Origin of the sequence: Psychrobacter cibarius, assembly GCA_030686115.1 — a bacterium.
Lineage (GTDB): Bacteria > Pseudomonadota > Gammaproteobacteria > Pseudomonadales > Moraxellaceae > Psychrobacter > Psychrobacter cibarius_C.
The window spans coordinates 3,254,699-3,275,515 of sequence record CP131612.1 but is presented as its reverse complement, the minus strand read 5'-3'; the positions used below and the strand labels follow the sequence as shown (position 1 = coordinate 3,275,515).

The window sequence follows — 20,817 nt, the reverse complement described above, 5'->3', positions numbered from 1 at the left end:
TTAACTGATTGATTGTCACTGAACTAAAATAACCATCGTACTAACTCTACATAAGAAGTAAATATCCCGTGGAATTAATCATTTTTTTAATCATAGGTGCGCTAGCAGGATTTGCTGCGGGGCTATTTGGTGTAGGCGGTGGCACGATTATCGTACCATTATTATTCATCGTCTTTACGCAAATGGGTTACAGCCCTGACAATATCATGCATTTGGCATTAGGTACGTCATTGGCGACCATCATTGTCACCTCGATCAGCTCGCTCATGGCACACAATAAAAAAGGCGCAGTCATGTGGCCTGTCTTCAAAAATCTGGCACCAGGCTTAGCGATTGGTTGCTTTTTAGGGGCAGGGATTGCAGGGCAGATATCTGGGCTGTACCTTCAGCTCATTGTTGGCGTATTTTTGCTGTGGGTCGCCTACAAGATGTTTTTCGGTGGGAAAAAACAGGTAGCTAATCCTGCTACCAATTCTAGTAGTGCCGACGATGCTAATACACAACTGCCTTCAAAACCTAGGCAATTAGCAGCAGGTGGGGTTATCGGTATCGCTTCTGCCATTTTCGGTATTGGCGGCGGTAGCTTAACCGTGCCTTATCTCACGCGTTATGGTGTAGTCATGCAAAAAGCCGTTGGCACCTCAGCTGCTTGTGGTCTGCCGATTGCCATAGCTGGGGCATTAGGTTTTATGTTTTTTGGGATGCAGCAACGAATTGATGTGCCTAACACCATTGGCTTTGTGCACACTTATGCCTTTTTAGGGATCAGCATCATGAGCTTTTTTACCGCCAAGCTAGGCGCGAAAGTTGCTCATATACTATCACCGCAATTATTGAAAAAATGCTTTGCGTTGTTATTAACGGTTGTAGGGTGTTACTTTCTGTATAAGGGATTGGTTTAAGTCTTTATATTGGCGTGTTTAAACTGCAACGTTTAGATAGTTCAAAGGTTTATTTTGAGTGGTTCTCTTATATCAGTCTGCTTTAAGTGGTCTATTAATGGGTCTAAAGGGTGAAGTATCTGGGTTCTGTTGGGTATACGTATTTTTGTTTTTCAGAATGACTGTCCTTTCTGAAATAAGCATGGTTTGCCATATAAATTAAATGCTAGAATGCCAACAAAAGCTTACTATGGTAGTCGTGTTTAATGAGTAATATTGCCTTATACGTTCTTATCGCCTCTGCCACTATTGCTAGCCCAAGTCCTGATGTCATTCTAAGTATTACAAACCCCCTGACGCATGGTCGAAAAAAATAGCTTATGGCATCTTAGGTATCTCTCTAGGAATGCTAGGCGCGGCTATTGTCTCAGCTACTAGTATTGGACTAGTGATTGCAACATCAAAGAAAATGTTCTTGGCCATTCAATTAGTGGGCGCAATATATATTCTACTTGGGTTTTAAAATGGCCTTTGGAAAAAGAAAATCATTTGTCCTAGAGTCTGACAACACGTTAGATGTGAGTAGTACAAGTGCTGGTAGGTTATTCAAAGAGGGTTTGCTAACCTCTCTTTCTAACCCAAAACCTATCTTATTTTTTATGGCTGTATTTCCGCAATTTATCGATACTGAGCAAACCTATCTTTCTCAATTTCTCATTTTAGCTTCAGCTTTTTGCCTATTGGTTTTACTGATCCATTTTTGCTACGCAGAAGCATTTGCTTTAGCCAGCCGGTATCTATGGAAAGCTCAAGATAACCTATAGTTAATTACAAAAATAGGCGGTGCAGCATTAATGCTCATTGCCGTTCTATTGTTTGTAAGTGTATTACTCACTCTCTAAAAGCCTCCTATGGTTAATACGAGATTGTCATAAAATTTTTTTAAATATAATAACCAGCCATAATTTCTTAGGCCAACGATATGACTCCTATATACACTGCATTGGCTGTACTGGTTACTTTTATTTGGGGTGTGAACTTTACCTTTATTGCATGGGGACTTGAAAGCTTTCCACCGCTAATGCTCACCGCCCTGCGTTTCTTCTTTACCGCTGTGCCACTGGTTTTCTTTCTGAAGCCGCCCAAATTTAACCGTACATTACTTATCTATGCTATCGGTACGTTTGTCATGCAGTATGCTTTTGTATTCACTGCCATGCACTTAGGGGCATCAGCAGGATTGACGGCACTATTGCTACAAATTCAAATTTTTATTACCGTATTGTTGGCGTATTTTATACTGGGTGAGGCAGTGAGTCGCATGCAAATCATCGGTATGCTGGTCGGTGTGCTAGGGCTTAGCGTCATCGCGTTGAACCTTGGTGGTGATATGCCTCTGGCTGGGTTTGTCTGTATCTTGATTGCGGCCATAGGTTGGAGCTTTGGAAACATTGCTTCAAAACAGGCGTCAACACAAGCGACGCAGCAAGGATCAGACGGGGCTATTATTCCGTCTAATACTGGAAGTAATAAGGCATCCGCGTTGTCTGCTCTCGCTCTCGTGGTTTGGGGTGGTCTGATCGCTTGCGTGATTTTAACGCTATCTTCTCTCATATTTGAGACCGAGGCATGGCAGCTGGCGACGTTTACCGAGGCATCGCTTAAGTCTTGGTTATCACTTGGGTTTATCGTGTATGTCTCAACGCTGATAGGATTTGGACTGTGGGCGCATCTGCTTAGTCAAAATACGGCTTCCAAGGTTATGCCGTTTGCTCTATTGGTGCCAGTATTCGGTATGACAACCTCAGTGCTACTTACAGGAGAGATCGTGACATGGTGGAAGATGCTGGCAATGATATTGATATTGTCGGGGTTGGTGCTAGCGAATATAAAAATAAAACTGGGAAGAAAGCGCTAGCCAATATGATGTTAGCTGTTCTTATTCCTAGAACAGCGCTTACGGTAAATAAAAATAAAAATAAAAATAAAAATAAAAATCCAAAAGCTCATAGCCGAAGGTTCAAGTCCTTACTAGGGTATCGAACCTTCATATCTAGCATCAGTATATCGACTTCTTTCATATGACTATCTAAGATAAAACCTACGCTGTTTAACCTTTAGCGCTGTCCACCCAAGAAAACTCTTCTAAGATACGCATCCATTGGTCATCTAATTTAGCTTTTAGCAATAATGGCTCACCAGTGACGGGGTGGCTGAGCGCTAAAGTCTGAGCATGCAGCAGCATGCGCGTACAATCATAGTGAGTACGAAAAAATCGTGTGTGACGTATATCGCCGTGGCTGGTATCACCCACGATATGATGGAATACATGTCGCATGTGCCGGCGCAGCTGATGCTTGCGCCCAGTCTCGGGTGTCAAGCGCACAAGACTATAGCGGCTCGTATCATGTTTTTTTGATACAGCAAATGGTAGCTCGATTTGTGCCAAACTTTGCCAATGGGTCACCGCCTCTTGAGCGGGTTTGTCCAAATCGGCAAACTTATCGGCGATGGCATCGGGTTGAAAGCTCAACGCATAATCGACGGTGCCTTGTTCTGGCATATAGCCGCGCACCACGGCTAAATACTGCTTGGTAACTTTGTGTTCAGTAAAAGCCTCGCCAAGGCTGCGCGCCACGGCTGAGCTCTTGGCAAACAATAATACGCCTGACGTAGGCTTGTCTAACCGATGCACTGGAAATACATGACAACCTACCGCATCACGGGTGAGCTGCATGGCAAAGCGCGTCTCGCCTTTATCCAGCCAACTGCGATGCACCAATAGACCAGCCTCTTTATTAATTGCCACCAGAAATTCATCTTCATAGATTATTTCTATTTGGTTAGTGATTTGATTGGCGGTGTCGCTTTCGATATCCATGTTCTCATTGTCCATACTGTAGATACAGTAATTATATAAGTGATTGAATTATATAAATTACTGATATTTTTCTATTCGTTATTCACAAAAAAATCCTTCGCTATCTTATTCGTACCAGATAGCGAAGGATTCGGTGCAAAAATCAATTACTTAAATTACTCAACAGTCACTGATTTTGCGAGGTTACGTGGCTGATCGACGTCTGTGCCGCGCATTACGGCGACATGATATGACAATAGCTGTACTGGTACACTATAGACGATAGGGGCAAGCGTTTCACAAACATCGGGCACATAGACCACATGCAATCTGTCTTCTGCGACCATTTGACTAGATTCACTGGCAAAAACGAACAGCTCACCATGACGCGCGTGTACTTCTTGCATATTGGCTTTTAGCTTATCAAACATGCTGTCTTTTGGCGCTAGTACGACGATAGGCATGTCTTTATCGACCAATGCCAATGGTCCATGCTTGAGCTCACCTGCCGCATAACCTTCGGCGTGAATATAAGAAATCTCTTTTAGTTTCAGTGCACCTTCCAAGGCAATAGGGAACTGCAAACCACGACCTAAGAACAAGCAGCTCTTTTTATACTCAAAATGCTCACTCATGGTTTTGATAGGCGCATCGAGGTTTAAGCTGGCATGTAGTTGACCACGTAGTTCTTGTAATTGACCAAGCAAGGTACTCAGGTTTTCGCCAGTCATGCGCTCTTGAACGACACCCACTTTTAAGACCAATAGCATTAAAGCGGCGAGCTGAGTGGTGAAAGCTTTGGTAGAAGCAACACCAATCTCGGGACCAGCAAGCGTTGGTAAAAAGATATCCGTCTCACGTACCAAAGATGATGTTGGTACATTACATAAGGCTAAGCTAACTAGACCTGCTGGCGTGTGCTTTTGAATATCACGTAGCGCCGATAACGTGTCTGCCGTTTCGCCAGATTGAGAAATACAAATGACAAGTGTGTTGTCGATGACGACAGGATTACGATAGCGGAATTCACTAGCGACTTCAACGGAACAAGGCACACGAATAAGGCTCTCAAACCAATATTTTGCGACCAAGCCTGAGTGGTAACTGGTACCACAAGCGATGACTTGGACATGCTTAATGCCTTTTAATTGCACTTCATGACGCTGCAAAAAATCATCACGCAGTTTAGACGGCTCATCGCTATCTACAGCCATCTCAACAGTACGGGCAACCGCGTCTGGCTGCTCATAGATTTCTTTGAGCATATAATGCTTAAATTCACCTTTATCCGCATTGTGCTGTGCCGCATCAATTTCATGTATCTGACGTTTTACTTCGACACCATCGGCATAAACCTGAATGCTACTGCGCGTCAATTTGGCGATATCACCTTCTTCTAAGTACATAAATCGATTGGTGACCGGTAGTAAGGCTAATTGATCAGAAGCAATAAAATTCTCACCGATACCCACACCAATCACCAGTGGAGAGCCCAAACGAACAGTAATCAGCTCATCTGGGCAATCGATATGCAGAATACCAAGGGCAAATGCGCCATGTAATAACGGAATAACGGCACGAACCGCCTCTAGTAAATCGGGTGTGGTTTTGTAGATATCATTGATTAGATGGGCGACGACTTCGGTATCGGTCTGCGACGTAAATACGTAACCTTTAGCAATCAATTCTTCTTTTAACTCGGCATAGTTTTCAACGATACCATTATGTACCACAGCAATCTTGCCTGAAACATGCGGATGGGCATTACGCTGTGCCGGCTCGCCATGGGTGGCCCAACGTGTATGCGCAATACCAATATGACCATCGAAAAATTCAGGATTAACTGCCACAGCATCGACCAATGCTTGCACTTTACCCACTTGGCGCTCGCGATGGAGTTCGCCATCACGAATGACGGTCAGACCGGCAGAATCATAACCACGGTATTCTAGACGCTTAAGACCCTCAAGTAAGATACTAGCGATATTACGCTCAGCGACTGCTCCAACGATTCCACACATAACTATTCCTTAAATTCGATGTTTCATGTTTTGATTTTTAAAGGCTTCAATGTTTCAATGCTTAACCGCTCAAATACTTTGAGAGGCGATAATGTTCAGTCAATAAATAATAGAAGTCCATACTGGCAGAGCTTTTATACTAACAATTTTGACGTTATAAATATAAGGAAGCAGCATCACAAAAATTGTCATGCTGCTTAGTATTACTTCAATAGATACTGTACAGAATGCTTGTGATTGACCATTGCTATTTTGACTTTTTGGTCGGACGCTGAAAGTCGTTTTTCTGAGTTTGTCGTGCCCGTCCAAAGGCTAATGCTTTACTGTCGACGTCTTTAGTAATCACTGAACCTGCGGCAACCGTAGCGGTATCACCAATAGTCACAGGTGCCACTAAACTTGAGTTCGAGCCAATGAAGGCATTGTCTTCAATAATGGTTTGTGATTTATTGACACCATCATAATTGCAAGTAATGACACCTGCACCGACATTGACATCTTTACCAATGGTCGTATCACCGATATAACTCAAGTGATTAACCTTGCTGCCATGACCGATAGTCGATTTCTTAATTTCGACGAAATTACCAACTTTACTATTGTCAGCCAATACCGTTTCAGGACGCAGATGGGCAAAAGGACCAATATCAACGCCAGCACCAATCTCAGCGCGATCAATCACGCAGTAAGGTTTGATATGACAGGCATTACCAATGTGGGCGTTTTTAATGACACAGCCCGCTTCGATATAAACATTGTCACCTAAGACACAATCACCCTCGAATACCACACCCACATCGACAAACACGTCTTGACCTGCAGTCAAGGTACCGCGAATATCAACGCGACTTGGATCAGCGAACTGTACACCGGCTTCTTGCAGGTCGGCAACTAATTTGCCTTGCCACGTGCGCTCTAAGCTAGCAAGTTGTTGGCGGTTATTGACGCCTTCAATCTCAAAGGTATGCTCAGGCTCAATCGCGACAATATTAATGCCTTCAGCGACCGCCATTTTGACGATATCCGTCAGATAGTATTCTTGCTGCGCATTGTCATTAGACAGCTTTGGCAGATATTTATGCAATAACGCATTATCGACGCAGTAAATACCGCTATTGATCTCTTGGATCTTCTGCTCATCGGCGCTGGCATCTTTTTGCTCGACGATGGCTTCGATATTGCCGTCTTTGTCACGTTTGATACGACCGAGACCAAAAGGATTGTCTACGGTCAACGTCAACATCGACATGCCCTCGGTGTTAGCCGCTTGTAGTGTTGCTAATGTCTGGCAGCTGACTAATGGCACATCACCATAGAGAATCAGGCTTTGCCCTTCTTTGGGTAATTCTGACAGGGTCACTTTCACCGCATGTCCAGTACCTAATTGCTCAGTCTGAGCAACCCAAGTAATAGGCAGATGCGCATATTGAGCATTGATATCTGCTTGGACTTGCTCGCCACCAAAACCATGAACAATAATGGTGTCATCAACCGTTAATTGATGACATGTATCAAGGACATGACCCAATAACGACTTACCAGCCAATGTCTGTAGCACTTTTGGCTTAGCCGACTGCATACGCGTGCCTTTGCCAGCAGCGAGGATGATTACCGAGAGGGGAGTTGTCATAATAGCCTACAAATGTAACAAAATATAATTTCAAATTATAACGCAAACCGTCATTTAACTAAAACGCTATGTCGTGACATCTTTGTAACTTACGTTGCTTGTCATGGGCTTACCATTTACTGGTGGCTTGCTGATAAATTGGCTATCGTCACAAACGCATTACTAAAAAAGTGGACGAGTCAAAAAAACGATGGACTATAAACGACAATCGGTTATGAAAGACCGTCGCTTATATAAAAGCGAGGCTAATTTAACAATTAAAGGATGGTGGTATAAATAATGATCCAAACGGCTGCTGCCATGATACCTGCGATGATGTCATCAAGCATGATACCTAGGCCGCCCGCGACTTTTTTATCTGCCCAGCCAATCGGTGGTGGCTTAATAATGTCAAAAAAGCGGAACAATATAAAGGCGATAATAATGGCAACAATAGAAGAGGTTTGGGCGATATTTTGCCAAAAATTGCCGTCAGCGATACCCATATAAGATAGCGGCAGTAGGGTAAGCCACATGCCTGCCCATTCATCCCAGACGATATGCGGGTTATCATGACCACCCATTAGCTCTGAGGTACGACCGCATATCCAACTACCAATCACACAAGAGAGAATGGTAATAATCAAAAATGGCACGAATCCTAAGCTTAGCAATGGTATCGCGACGATTAAGCCACCAACCGTGCCCCAAGTACCGGGTGCACGGCGAGGCAGACCACTACCCAAACCTAATCCAAGCCAATAAACTACGCGGTCAAGCATATTGGCATTGGCGGGTAGCGGCGGGCAATCATTGGCTTTGCGGATATCAGGCTTAGATAGGTTGTGATCAATCATGGGTTAACCTGCAAAATGTTGGTAACCCGTCAGATTGGGCCAAGTAGTAAAGGGGGCGGGATGGGTAGGTGTGATTGGCTGTCCTTGATAAAAAAGCTCTGGTGGTAAATTTTTGATAGAATCTGGCTCATTTACGGCTATGACTTCGCCGATACAGGTAACAGGCGTGTTGCTACTGTCATTAACAGGTGGTTCAATATGAGCAGGCAAAGTAAAAGCCAATTCATAATCATCACCGCCAGTCAGCTGGCACAACAAGCGCTCGGTTAACTCAGCGTTTGCCAATGCTTTGCTAGTAGGTAGCTGATCGAGATGAATGCGCATACTAACGCTGCTTTGTTGGCAGATATGTCCAATGTCTTGATAGAGACCATCAGAGATATCTATCATTGACGTTGCACCGATTTGTGCTAGTGCTGCACCTAGTGCAATACGCGGCGTTGGCATATGTAGACGATGCGCAAGCTCAATACCGATAGCAGTATCAGGATGCTGTAGCGCATAAGCGGCATCGCCAAGCGTGCCTGAGACATAGATTTTATCGCCAACTTGCGCGCCTGAACGGTAGACGGCTGGCGTCCCTTTGGTGAGTAACCCTTGCGCGCTGACACTCAGCACTAAATTGTCGCTGCGCGTGGTATCACCACCAATCAGCGTCACCCCAAATAGCTGGCAAGCATGAAATAAGCCTTTAGCAAATTCACTTAACCATTGCTCATTCGCCAAGCGCTCAGGCAATGCTAACGCTAGCAGAATACTATGCGGAGTTGCACCCATCGCGGCAATATCTGAGACATTCACTACTACAGCTTTATAGCCGATGGCAAATGCAAGCTTATTTACCTGCTCCCAATCGCCGCTAAAGTGTCGACCTTGAACGAGTGTATCAATACAGCTAACCAAGCGCGCACCCACAGGCAAGCACATCACCGCGGCATCATCACCAATGCCTTTTTCGACCCTGCCTTTATTGACACTGCTGGACAATGACTGTGCAGCTTGCATTTGGGAGAATATACGCTCAATCAGCTCAAACTCATTCATGATTAGTCTTTGCTGTCTGCATCAGTGCGGTCTGTTTCAATCGCTTTTTTGCTCGCTTTAAAGTCACTAATATTGGCAGTAGCTTTACTAGCACTATTGCGTTTGACGGTAGCATTATTGGCACTAATACGAGGCTTGTTTGAAGCGGTTGATTTTTCTTCAATGGCAGCTGTATCAGCACTATCTTCTATATCAGCGTTATCGTCAGCATTGGTATCAGCTTTTATTACAGGTTTAGCAGCCGCTTTTTGTGAGGTGCGTAAATTGGCTTTGCTATCTGCTTCTACTTCAATAGCACGCAGCTCTACGGCCATTTTATCAAGGACGGCATTAATCAATTTATGCGCGTCAGTAGCACCAAAGTGATTATTGAGCTTCATCGCTTCATCAAGTACCACTTTATAAGGAATCTCTAAGCGGTTTTGTAGCTCGTAAGTACCAATCAAAAGAATAGCGTGCTCAACGGTGTCCAATTTATCGATTTCACGGTCAAGATGCTGAGAGATAAGGACATCTAGCACCTCGATCTGCTCTGGGATGTCACGCATCATTTCATGATAATAGCCAATATGTACGGTATGCATGGCATTGGTCGCGCGGGTACGAGCAGCGATATCGTGTGGGGCATTGTCTTTCCAGCCAAGCTTACCATCGATATCGAAGCGGCGGTCAGTGACAAGCCATTCGTATAGACCTTGCATCGCAAAGCGTCGCGCTTTACGGATAGCGGTGTGACTGGTCTTATAAGAAGACTCACTCATATCGAAGATTTGATCACCCGCACTGCTGCTCGCGATGCGCGTGGCTTCAGCTTGTTTATCATTGGTTTGGGCGGTTTTCGCAGCGCTGATAGCGCGCTTGAGTTGGTCAGTCATAGGGGGTCTATACCTAGTTGCTAAGATAAAAAGTTTTTAAGATAAGAGTTTTAAAATAAAATGTTAAATAGTAGTTAGCTGGCAGGCTTTGCCAGTCGAGTTTTGTAGCGTACTTGGTAACAGTTTTTGTAACACTGACGCTGTGGTCTCGATAAAAACGAAAGCTCATAAGAACCACAGCGCTCATTAAATAACAAACAGCCTATCAAATGACGGCTTGATTAAGCATCTTCACTGTCATCTTCAATATCTAACTGTGATAGTACCGCAAGCATTTCTAGTACAACCATCGCCGCTTCTGAGCCTTTGTTACCAGCTTTCGTGCCAGCACGCTCAATCGCTTGCTCAATACTATCAGTGGTCAATACGCCGTTTGCGACTGGAATGTTGTAATCCATCGCTACAGCGCTCAAGCCTTTGGCAGATTCGCTTGCAACGAAATCAAAATGCGGTGTGCTACCACGAATAATCGCACCTAAAGCAACGATGGCGTCAAAGCGATCAGACTCAGCAGCGCGCTGTGCAACCAATGGCAATTCAAAAGCACCCGGTACACGGATAACGGTAATGTTGCTACCTAGTACACCGTGACGTAGTAGCGCATCAATTGCACCATCTACCAATGACTCAACCACAAAACCATTAAAACGACCGACGACGATACCAATACGAACGTCTTTGTTTTGATGTAAATTACCATCGATGTGAGTCACGTCATTGCGCTGCTGTTGTAGATTTGACATAAAAAATCCTTTGCCGAATGGGCTTTTAATTAAAATGTAGGAATAAATAATGCGCTAAATATATCGCTAGGTTCAAATGGCTTATTATCCGTTAGATAATCAGTTAAATGAACGAAAATAAGTGGTTAGCGCTATGATAACATTTTTTTCTGTTTTATTTGTATTTTACGAGCGTACTATAGACGCATTTGTATGCCTTGTGCTGCCATATACGCTTTGGCTTCTTGAACCGTATACTCACCAAAATGGAAGATGCTGGCAGCAAGGACGGCATCGACGCCGCCTTCCAGCACCCCTTCGGCTAAATGTTGCAAATTGCCGACGCCGCCTGAAGCAATAACAGGCACATTGACGCGGCTAGTAATTTGCTTCATCAATGCCAGATCATAGCCTTTTTTGGTGCCATCACCATCCATCGAGGTGACTAATAGCTCACCGGCCCCAAGGTCCGCCATCTTAACCGCCCATGCGACTGCATCAATGCCCGTTGGCTTACGTCCACCGTGCGTGAAGATTTCCCAGCGCGGTACTTTAATACCATCGATATCGATGTCAGCAACGCGTTTGGCATCGATAGCCACGACGATACATTGGTTACCAAATTTCTGCGCCGCTTCACCGACGAACTCAGGGGTAAATACCGCTGCTGAATTAATCGCTACTTTATCCGCACCTGCATTGAGTAAGTTGCGGATATCCGCAATCTTACGCACGCCACCACCAACTGTCAGCGGAACAAATACCGTCTCCGCCATACGCTCAACGGTATGATAGGTGGTATCGCGCTCATCATTGGTCGCAGTAATGTCTAAAAAAGTAATCTCATCAGCGCCTTGTTCGTTGTAGCGTTTTGCGACTTCAACAGGGTCTCCTGCGTCTTTGATATCGACAAACTGCACACCTTTGACCACACGACCATTATCAACGTCCAAACAAGGAATGATACGCTTTGCTAACATAGGGACTTTCGCCTTATAATCAATTCATTCTATAAGCGCTAGTCTAGCAAAATCACCGCCATCTCAGGCAGGTTTTCGCAAGATTATTATGCTTTTAGCCAAAGTTTGCTCATGCACGGTACAATCACTGTCATTACCGTATCTATTTACCCTCTTTTAATTGCCATAAGTGAGATGTCATGTCCGTCTATACCCAGTTAACCGATGACCAGTTTGCCGATTTTTGCCACCGTTTTGGCGTATCGTTCGCCCGTGCCATTCCGATCACCCAAGGTATCAAAAACTCTAACTGGTTTATTCAGACGACTGACGATGTAGATGGCGCACACTCTTATGTATTTACCTTATTTGAAGAACGTCCACCAGAAGACATCGAAAAGATGGCGATTATCTTAAATCAACTGCACGGTAAGTTACCGGTCGCTGCGCCGTTAGCATTGCTTGATTTAGGCGCTGATAGCGCAGAAAAATGCTATGTCATTCAATATGACAATAAAGCAATTACCTTAGTGCCATGCCTAGCAGGCTCGCATCCACAGCAGACGACGCAAGCGATGTGTCATGAAATTGGCGCCGCTTTAGCGATGCTGCATGAGACATTGCAAGCATTACAACCTGCGGAAGAATATGGCGTGCCTTTATACCCATGGAGCGAGGTGCGCGATCGTGAAAGGCAATTTATGCCAGCTGACGAAGCCAAATTGATGAGTGATATTTGGCAGTCTTATACGGATTTGCCGCTTGCCAGCTTGCCAAAAGGCTTATGTCATTTAGATATGTTTGCTGATAACACGCTATGGAACTTATCGTTAAATAATAGCCAAAAAGGTGAAGTGCGTCTGACTGGGTTGTTAGACTTTACCGAAGTTAGCGTCGAGCACTATGTGATGGATATTGCCATTACGATCAATGACTTTTGTACCACTTGGGGTATGGCTGAACAAGGCGAGTCAGTGAATTTTGACCGCAGCAAAATGGCGGCTTTCTTACAAGGCTATGAGTCGAAACGCATGCTCGGTGAAGATGAAAAACTTGCCTTACCAGTGATGCTCGCAAAAGCGGCGGTGATTTTTTGGCTATTGCGTCTCAACGTTATTCACTATAACCGTACCGAAGGACGTACGGGCGATAATATCATGGTCAAAAATCCTGACCTGATGAAACGCCTTGCTGCTTATCATTGGTCACATGTTGAAAAAGCGCAGAGTACCGTATTTGTACTAGAGCATGCGCGTTATAAAGATGATGATAAAAATAACGATGTCGAAGATTTTAAGATAATCGGTGTGTTTGCGACTGAGCAACAAGCACAAGCTGCTATTGAGCAATTAAAATCACAATCTGGCTTTAAAGATTATCCAAACGGTTTCCATATTGATGCTTATCCGTTAAATCAAATTAATTGGTCACAAGGTTTCGGTTGCTAATAGAATAATAGCAACGAGTTATATTTATAAATATTTAAAAGGAATTTATCATGACCGATCAAGTTGATAACTGGCACAAGCTGGCACGTTACGACACCAATATGCAAGGTGAGTTACATGCCAATCTGCTGCGTAACAATGGTATTACGGTGTCTCTGCAACCGCTGAGTGCGATGCCCGGTATGAACTCTGGGATTGTGCTGTGGGTACAGGATACTGATTTGGCGCACGCCAAGCGCATTTTGGCAAATATTGACACCGATGGGGCAACGCCTTATGAGGTGTTTGATGAAACGTCAGCCGCCAAAATTAACCCTACTTTAAATTCTGCACAAGACGACAATAACGGTGGTGAAGTATAAATGTGTCAACTCCTAGGAATGAACTGTAATACCCCAACGGATATTGGTTTTAGCTTTGCAGGGTTTCGTCGTCGTGGCGGTATGACCGACAGTCATGAGGATGGCTTTGGTATTGCATTTTTTGAGCGTAGTGAATGCACTAATAGTGACAAACCAGAGAATGCTTCAACTGGTCTACGCTTATTCCATGACAATCGCCCAAGCCATTTATCGCCCGTGGCTGATTTGGTTAATAACTATCCAATCAAAGCCATGAATGTAATCGCTCATATTCGTAAAGCCACCCAAGGGCAGAATTGTTTGGCGAACACCCATCCCTTTGTCCGTGAAGTCTGGGGCGAGCAGTGGGTATTTGCGCATAACGGTCAGATGAATAGCGAATTTATCAAACGCTGTCAGCGCTTGCAAGACAACGGCAACGCCTCACATTGCCAGCCAGTTGGTTCAACTGATTCTGAAATGGCGTTTTGCTACCTTGTTAATCGTTTAAAAAGTAGCTTTAAAACTCGCCCTGATGACCAAACGCTGTTTAACTTTTTGACCACCCAATGTCGTTATTTATCCGCCAATGGCTTGTTTAATTGCTTGATATCGAATGGCAGTTGGCAATTGGCTTATGCGGGGAGCTTATTGTTTTATCTCACGCGTCAAGCACCATTTGGTGAAGCGAAATTAGCAGATGATGATTTAGCCATTAACTTTGGTGATGTGACGACAGATACCGACAAAGTGACGATACTAGTGACCGTGCCATTGACTGAAAATGAAAAATGGCAACAGTTAGCCGTTAATGAGTGTCTGATATTTCAAGATGGCGACGTCATTTATAAAGACAGCCCAAGTCAGCGGAAGTTTTTGACGATTGATGAAGGGATTGCGGTAGCACGTGCAGTTGGAGCGAGTGTTTAGGATGGTTGACTTGTATTTTTAAATTGGCTGTTCCACTATGAAATTAATAGTTTAATAAAAATTAGGTGAATCCATGTTAGGCAATGACATTCAAATCAAACAGCTTGTGGGCGTAGGCGATGTACATCTCAGCTTTCAACCTGACCAAAGAGTCTACTGCCTGATTGGTGAAAACGGTATCGGCAAGACAAAGTGTTTGGAGGCTTTGTTTACTCTATGCTTCATTACCAACGGACTCCTTTATGCCAGTATTATGAGTGACGAACTATTTGCATTTAACAATATAATTTCTGATGGACGTACATTTAATGATATCTCTGATAAAAGCTTAAAGGGCTTCGAAAGTCATAATTCAGCTGTAGTCATGATTGGTGCTTTGAATCGTGGAACCATTGATTATGAAGAAATAGATGTAAATCAGAACATTGGTACTCGGGATACACGTTTAAAAAAATATATTGATGAAAGTTTTTCGACTTTGAATAATAAAAAAATGCATAGTTTAGGAATGGGTGAACTATTAAACCAATGGATAATTCAGCGTGCTCAATCTGCTAACCCTTACCAAACCGCCGAAGATAATCGCGAAGTTGAAATCACCACACTGCTAAATTTACTTAACAAATTGGATGAACGAATTGATAGTAAGTTTCTTGAAATATCAGGAAATAACCGTGTATTTATTAAAGTTACTGGTAAGAAAACTGAGTTATCAGAACTATCAAGCGGCTTTGCGTCAATACTGAAAATCATGCAATCCATTATTTCGGGCTACAGTTATTTTACTAACGAAACGAATATTGCCTATGTCAAAGGAGTGGTCTTCATTGATGAAATAGAAAGCCATCTTCATACCAAATGGCAAGCGACTATTATTCCTACCTTGAAACGTCTATTCCCGAATACTACCTTTTATATCACTACTCACTCCGCTATCGTACTTAGCCAATTACAACATGGTGAAGCCTATGAGCTATATCGCGATAAAGGAGATGGGGTAGTAAAAACAGAGCTAATAGAATATCCGAATAATGCAGCGTTTGTAGACTTATTGAAGGATGCTTTTGATATTGATATCAATCGTCTTAAGTTAGCGCGAGATAATGCGCCACAGCAAACAGAAGCGAAACAAGCATTACTAAGTTTATTAGATGAAAAAATTAAGCAGTTAGAGGCAAGGCAATTATGAAAGAGAAAGAGAAGCTTCTAGACACAAATTATCTGATTAGTTTGCTTGAAGGTAAAAGTGATGAAAATGATACTCAACTTTTACAGAATTTGAAAGAATTACATAGTGAAATAGCGCTAAACAATGTAGAAATAGTGATAACTCCGCTTATTCGTTATGAGTTTCTTAGATACTTTTTGTGGAAGAAACAAGATAGTGAGATTGGAAAATACATCAATGTGATGAATAGCTTAACTACTTTAGATATCAGTCAAGACGTCGCAGATTTGGCTACTGATTTATACCGATTAGATAAATTTATTGCCAACGAAAATAATGTCAATAAAAATATTGATAAACGTCAGTTTGATATATTTCATTTTGCTACGGCTAAGATTAATGATATCGAATTGCTATCTAATGACAAGCACTTGCCGCAGCTTGAGAAGCTATATACTCTTTACGAAGGAAAACTAATTTAGTTACTAACTCAAGTACACCCCACAACACCGCTTAAACTTCTCACCTGAACCACAAACACACGGCTGCTTTTGCGTCACAGACATTGAAACAGTCGGATCCAAAAAATACCAGCGTACATCATTATTGACTTTGTCTGTCACCTTCACAAAGGCAGACAATTCATGATGCGCCTGCACTTTCTCTTCTAAATTACTTGCATTATTAGTTGACTTGAAATAAGCCCTAAATTCGACCTGCGCATGGCGTTTGCCTAACTTTGGCGTGTGCGCTACGATTTCTAATCCTGCCCAATTCGTCTCTTTTGCCCACGATTCAATCGCGTTAATATCAAGCAAGTTTTGCTGCGCGGGTAGCGTAGTCTTGACGATATAGTCTGGCTTAATCAATACAAAGGCGCTATAACGCGACCGCATAAGACGTTCGGCTGTCTCCGCTTTTATACCCTCTGCTTTGCCAACCTCACCATTATAAAGAGCATCATTATAAACAGCCTCATGATAAGGCTGACAGCAATCTTTATAAAGTAGTGGTGAGCTGATAGCGCTTGATAGTGGATTAATTTGGCAAGGGCAAACGTGTAGATTAGGTTGCATGTTTTATTCTCATTTTTGCTTGGGTTTTATTGCTTTACCGTATCTTTATCGCAGCATGCTTTTTATCAGTTCTGGCAATATGCCAACTTTTAGCTGTGCCCATGGTGCTGGGTCGCGCAGCTGCTGCCAAAATGCATCAAACGGCGGGGCAAAATAGACCAACATGGCGAGCAGTGTATATAGCAATAAATACCACCACTTATCTTTAGGCTGATAAAACTTCATCGCTGTACCTGATGAGCGCTTCATTTTCATATTCGATAAGTTAACACTATATAGCTCGTCCAATGTCAAATGCACTAGCGCGCCACCGAATAAAAATAAACCGTAAAACCAGCTTGCCGTCAGTGGGAGGTGCAAGATGTAGTAGCTTAAATAAGTCAGCCCCAAACCCAAAATTGCCATATAAGGCACGGAGTGAATGACGCCGCGATGCACGGTCATGTTGGTAAAAATAGAGAAAACCACATAACGCATAAAGCCGTAGCCTGCTAGCCATAATGCAATCAGGGCGAGCAAACTCAGCTCACTGCGCCAATGCATGACCAAACCAAAGGCAAAGATAAATGAGGTGATATTAAACCCAAGCTTAATCGGTGTGGAGTTATCAGAATCCAAATCAGGCAGCAGCCCACCGATAGTGCCGAGCGCCACGCAAACTAAAAACCCCGAATCATCAATCAATCCCGCTTTATAAACTGTCAAACTGAGTGTACCACTGACCATGAATGCAACATTCAGGTGGGTGTTAAAATTTGCCATAAAAACTCATCAATAAATAGCGCGCGAAACGATTGTTTCGAGGCGTTTGCCTAGCGGTAAAAAGCGCACCATAATAGCATAGCGCAGCCAAACGTCTAACAGATAAGGCTCGTATGCAGCGACTGGTTTACCCACTACCTTTGATTCTAATATGTCTTTGGAAAATATATTGATACTTAATAATAGAACGTTAAACCCTTGTTACGTTTACGATTATGCCACGATTTGACAACGTCTAGACGTTAACAAAGCGCCGCCGTTTTGTTATGGTAAAAGAGCGTTATTGTTAAGTCCTAAAGGGTCGCTTAGCTATTTTGTTAACTCAGCTTTATATTCTACTGTGTCAAATAATAATGATTTTGAATGCAACTCGTACAATCATCTATCTAGCCACCAATCCTCAGCATAAACCTATAACCGTTTGGGCTTAGGATCTATAACAACGATAAGGAAGCTACCATGAGTGATATTTTTAATGTAAAAGACACCATTTCGGTCGCGGGCAAGGAACATGCCTATTACAGTTTGCCAAAGTTGACCGAAACCTTTGAGCACATCAGTAAATTGCCATTTTGTATGAAAATCGTCTTAGAAAACCTATTACGTAATGAAGATGATGGTCAATCTGTCGGCAAAAACCATATCGAAGCCGTTGCTAACTGGGATGCAGGCGCAGAAGCGTCAAAAGAGATCGCCTTTATGCCAGCCCGTGTGGTCTTGCAAGACTTTACTGGTGTGCCGTCAGTTGTCGATTTGGCAGCCATGCGTGATGCGGTGGTTGAGCTTGGCGGTAAAGCTGAGCAAATTAACCCATTTATCCCGAGTGAATTGGTTGTCGATCACTCTGTACAAGTCGATGCTTATGGCCGAGAAGATGCACTAGACTTGAACGAAAAAATTGAATTTAAACGTAATAATGAACGTTATGAATTCCTGCATTGGGGTCGTAATGCGTTTAAAAACTTTGTGGTCGTACCACCAGCCACTGGTATCGTGCATCAGGTTAACCTTGAATACTTAGCTCGTGTTGTAATGGCTGCTGATGTCAATGTTGATGGTAAAAGTGAGCTGACTGCTTATCCAGACACGGTATTCGGTACGGACAGTCATACGACGATGATTAATGGTATCGGTGTGCTTGGTTGGGGTGTCGGCGGTATTGAAGCGGAGGCGGCAATGCTTGGTCAACCGTCATCAATGCTGATTCCACAAGTGGTCGGTTTTGAGTTAAAAGGCAAACTCACTGAAGGCGTTACCGCGACAGATTTGGTATTGCGTGTGGTTGAAATGCTGCGTGCGCATGGTGTGGTTGGTAAATTCGTGGAGTTTTATGGCGAAGGCTTACACAGTATGCCACTGGCGGATCGTGCGACGATTGCCAATATGTCACCAGAATATGGGGCAACCTGTGGTATTTTCCCGATTGACCAAATGGCAATTGATTATTTGCGTCTATCAGGTCGTGAAGAAAGTCAGATTGAGTTGGTCGAAAAGTATGCCAAGGCGCAAGGTTTATGGCACGATGCCGATACCCCAGCGGCAACGTATTCAAGTAAACTAGAGCTTGATTTATCATCGGTACAGCCTGCACTTGCCGGTCCGAATTTGCCACAGCAGCGTATCAATTTATCTGATATGCACGAAAAATTTGGCGAAACTTTAGAAAAAATGACCAAAGACCGCAAATCAGAAGTCGAAGGCAAGGTACGCTTTGATGAAGAAGGCGGCGAGCAGGAGCAAGCGGATAGACTCTATGCTAAGCCTAATGTTTTCTCTGACGTCAATATCGATGATAAGAGCCATAAATTGCGTGATGGTTCTGTCGTTATCGCAGCGATTACCTCATGTACCAATACCTCAAACCCTGCGGTGATGATTGGTGCAGGTTTGGTGGCGAAAAAAGCCGCTGCAAAAGGTCTAAAAGCTAAGCCTTGGGTCAAAACTTCATTGGCTCCCGGTTCGAAAGTCGTCACCGATTATCTTGAAAAATCTAAGTTAATGGACGAGCTCGAAAAAACAGGCTTCTATTTAGTGGGTTATGGTTGTACCACTTGTATCGGTAACTCAGGACCGCTCTTAGAATCGATTGAAAAAGGTATCGAAGAAAAAGACTTAGTCGCTGCTGCCGTGTTGTCAGGTAACCGTAACTTTGAAGGTCGTATCCACTCGCACGTAAAAGCCAGTTATTTGGCGTCACCACCATTGGTAGTGGCTTATGCGCTGGCAGGTACGGTTGATATTGATTTAACGACGCAGCCGTTAGGACAAGATCAAGATGGCAAAGATGTCTTCTTGAAAGATATTTGGCCAACGTCAGATGAGATCAATGAGCTGATTGCCAATAATATCGATGCGGATATGTTCCGCAAAAACTACGGTGAAGTGTTTGACGGTAGTGCCGCCTGGAACGCCATTAGCTCAGCCGATAGCCAGTTGTATCCGTGGAGCGAAGCGTCTACTTATATTAAAAACCCGCCGTTCTTTGATGGAATGACCATGGAGCCAGAAGGAATTCCTGATATCGAAGGCGCGCGTATCTTGGGTCTGTTCGGCGATTCAATCACCACTGACCATATCTCACCAGCCGGTAATATCGATCCAGACTCGCCAGCAGGTAAGTACTTGCAAGAGCGCGGTGTGATGCAAGCCGACTTCAATAGCTATGGCTCACGCCGTGGTAATGACGCGGTAATGACGCGCGGTACCTTTGCCAATATCCGTATCAAAAATACCATGATGGCTGGCAAAGAGGGCGGCTATACTTATTACTTCAAAGGCGATAGCGCCACGCTTCAAGACGGCGAAGAAATGGCGATTTATGATGCGGCAATGAAGTATAAAGAAGACAAGCGTCCGCTCGTGGTACTTGGCGGTGCAGAATATGGCTCTGGCTCTAGCCGTGACTGGGCAGCGAAAGGGACAATTTTGCTTGGCGTAAAAGCAGTATTGACCAGCTCGTTTGAGCGTATTCACCGCTCAAACCTCGTCGGTATGGGTGTATTGCCATTAACCTTTAAAGATGGTGAAAATGCAGAAACTTATAATCTAGACGGCTCTGAAGTGCTTAGCATTACAGGTCTAGATAATGGCGAGAGCAAGACCGCCAAAGTCACGGCTACACGTGCCGATGGTTCGTCTGAGAGCTTTGATGTCAATGTCATGCTACAGACGCCAAAAGAGCGCGAGTACGTGCGTCATGGTGGCGTGTTGCACTATGTTCTACGTCAGTTAGCTGCTGAAAGTAAAAACGCTGCGTAATGGTCA

At 43.7% G+C, this 20,817-nt stretch carries 19 protein-coding genes; 9 read left to right on the top strand and 10 right to left on the bottom strand.

What is annotated here, in order from left to right; genetic code table 11:
- The first annotated feature begins 68 nt into the window (after window positions 1-68).
- The 3 genes from Q6344_13955 to Q6344_13945 all read left to right on the top strand — a co-directional run bounded on the left by Q6344_13955 (window position 69) and on the right by Q6344_13945 (window position 2,799).
- Window positions 69-902: a sulfite exporter TauE/SafE family protein gene (locus tag Q6344_13955; protein WLG13677.1), complete on the top strand. Its 834-nt coding sequence runs from the start codon at window positions 69-71 to the stop codon at window positions 900-902.
- A 503-nt stretch (window positions 903-1,405) separates the two neighbouring features.
- The gene (locus tag Q6344_13950) at window positions 1,406-1,705 is read left to right on the top strand and encodes a LysE family transporter (protein ID WLG13676.1); all 300 of its coding nucleotides are present in this window, start codon (window positions 1,406-1,408) and stop codon (window positions 1,703-1,705) included.
- 158 nt (window positions 1,706-1,863) lie between these two features.
- Window positions 1,864-2,799, top strand: coding sequence for an EamA family transporter (locus Q6344_13945; protein WLG13675.1), 936 nt, complete (start codon window positions 1,864-1,866; stop codon window positions 2,797-2,799).
- Between the two features lie 192 nt (window positions 2,800-2,991).
- Here Q6344_13945 and truC read toward each other — a convergent pair whose 3' ends face one another.
- From truC to hisF, 8 genes are all read right to left on the bottom strand, one after another.
- Window positions 2,992-3,762, bottom strand: a complete 771-nt coding sequence (truC, locus tag Q6344_13940; protein ID WLG13674.1) for a tRNA pseudouridine(65) synthase TruC — start codon at window positions 3,760-3,762, stop codon at window positions 2,992-2,994.
- Window positions 3,763-3,917: 155 nt separating this feature from the next.
- Window positions 3,918-5,762 (bottom strand): glutamine--fructose-6-phosphate transaminase (isomerizing), encoded by a 1,845-nt coding sequence (gene glmS / locus Q6344_13935; protein ID WLG13673.1) that lies wholly within the window; start codon window positions 5,760-5,762, stop codon window positions 3,918-3,920.
- Between the two features lie 247 nt (window positions 5,763-6,009).
- Complete coding sequence (glmU, locus tag Q6344_13930; GenBank protein ID WLG13672.1) at window positions 6,010-7,392, bottom strand: bifunctional UDP-N-acetylglucosamine diphosphorylase/glucosamine-1-phosphate N-acetyltransferase GlmU; 1,383 nt, start codon at window positions 7,390-7,392, stop codon at window positions 6,010-6,012.
- A gap of 257 nt (window positions 7,393-7,649) precedes the next feature.
- The gene (locus tag Q6344_13925; protein WLG13671.1) at window positions 7,650-8,228 is read right to left on the bottom strand and encodes a phosphatidylglycerophosphatase A; all 579 of its coding nucleotides are present in this window, start codon (window positions 8,226-8,228) and stop codon (window positions 7,650-7,652) included.
- A 3-nt stretch (window positions 8,229-8,231) separates the two neighbouring features.
- Window positions 8,232-9,272, bottom strand: coding sequence for a thiamine-phosphate kinase (gene thiL, locus Q6344_13920; GenBank protein ID WLG13670.1), 1,041 nt, complete (start codon window positions 9,270-9,272; stop codon window positions 8,232-8,234).
- Between the two features lie 2 nt (window positions 9,273-9,274).
- Window positions 9,275-10,147 carry a transcription antitermination factor NusB gene (gene nusB, locus Q6344_13915; GenBank protein ID WLG13669.1) on the bottom strand — a complete coding sequence of 291 codons (873 nt, stop codon included), beginning with the start codon at window positions 10,145-10,147 and terminating at the stop codon, window positions 9,275-9,277.
- A gap of 221 nt (window positions 10,148-10,368) precedes the next feature.
- Window positions 10,369-10,890 carry a 6,7-dimethyl-8-ribityllumazine synthase gene (ribE, locus tag Q6344_13910; GenBank protein WLG13668.1) on the bottom strand — a complete coding sequence of 174 codons (522 nt, stop codon included), beginning with the start codon at window positions 10,888-10,890 and terminating at the stop codon, window positions 10,369-10,371.
- A 176-nt stretch (window positions 10,891-11,066) separates the two neighbouring features.
- Window positions 11,067-11,849: an imidazole glycerol phosphate synthase subunit HisF gene (hisF, locus tag Q6344_13905; protein WLG13667.1), complete on the bottom strand. Its 783-nt coding sequence runs from the start codon at window positions 11,847-11,849 to the stop codon at window positions 11,067-11,069.
- Between the two features lie 179 nt (window positions 11,850-12,028).
- Here hisF and Q6344_13900 point away from each other — a divergent pair, with 179 nt between their 5' ends.
- From Q6344_13900 to Q6344_13880, 5 genes are all read left to right on the top strand, one after another.
- Window positions 12,029-13,276, top strand: a complete 1,248-nt coding sequence (locus Q6344_13900; protein ID WLG13666.1) for a homoserine kinase — start codon at window positions 12,029-12,031, stop codon at window positions 13,274-13,276.
- A 50-nt stretch (window positions 13,277-13,326) separates the two neighbouring features.
- Window positions 13,327-13,638, top strand: coding sequence for a DUF2007 domain-containing protein (locus Q6344_13895; GenBank protein ID WLG13665.1), 312 nt, complete (start codon window positions 13,327-13,329; stop codon window positions 13,636-13,638).
- Window positions 13,639-14,547 carry a class II glutamine amidotransferase gene (locus Q6344_13890; protein ID WLG13664.1) on the top strand — a complete coding sequence of 303 codons (909 nt, stop codon included), beginning with the start codon at window positions 13,639-13,641 and terminating at the stop codon, window positions 14,545-14,547. It abuts the gene before it with no gap.
- A 73-nt stretch (window positions 14,548-14,620) separates the two neighbouring features.
- Entirely contained in the window at window positions 14,621-15,736 is a 1,116-nt protein-coding gene (locus Q6344_13885) for an AAA family ATPase (GenBank protein WLG13663.1), read from the top strand.
- Window positions 15,733-16,197: a type II toxin-antitoxin system VapC family toxin gene (locus tag Q6344_13880; GenBank protein ID WLG13662.1), complete on the top strand. Its 465-nt coding sequence runs from the start codon at window positions 15,733-15,735 to the stop codon at window positions 16,195-16,197. The genes Q6344_13885 and Q6344_13880 overlap by 4 nt, the downstream gene beginning before the upstream one ends.
- Before the next feature lie 3 nt (window positions 16,198-16,200).
- On the opposite strand, the gene Q6344_13875 is transcribed toward Q6344_13880, so the two are convergent.
- Both Q6344_13875 and Q6344_13870 read right to left on the bottom strand, forming a co-directional pair.
- Window positions 16,201-16,791, bottom strand: coding sequence for a YchJ family protein (locus Q6344_13875; protein WLG13661.1), 591 nt, complete (start codon window positions 16,789-16,791; stop codon window positions 16,201-16,203).
- Window positions 16,792-16,836: 45 nt separating this feature from the next.
- Window positions 16,837-17,553 carry a metal-dependent hydrolase gene (locus Q6344_13870; protein WLG13660.1) on the bottom strand — a complete coding sequence of 239 codons (717 nt, stop codon included), beginning with the start codon at window positions 17,551-17,553 and terminating at the stop codon, window positions 16,837-16,839.
- A gap of 459 nt (window positions 17,554-18,012) precedes the next feature.
- Here Q6344_13870 and acnA point away from each other — a divergent pair, with 459 nt between their 5' ends.
- The gene (acnA, locus tag Q6344_13865) at window positions 18,013-20,811 is read left to right on the top strand and encodes an aconitate hydratase AcnA (protein ID WLG13659.1); all 2,799 of its coding nucleotides are present in this window, start codon (window positions 18,013-18,015) and stop codon (window positions 20,809-20,811) included.
- The last annotated feature ends 6 nt before the right edge of the window (window positions 20,812-20,817 follow it).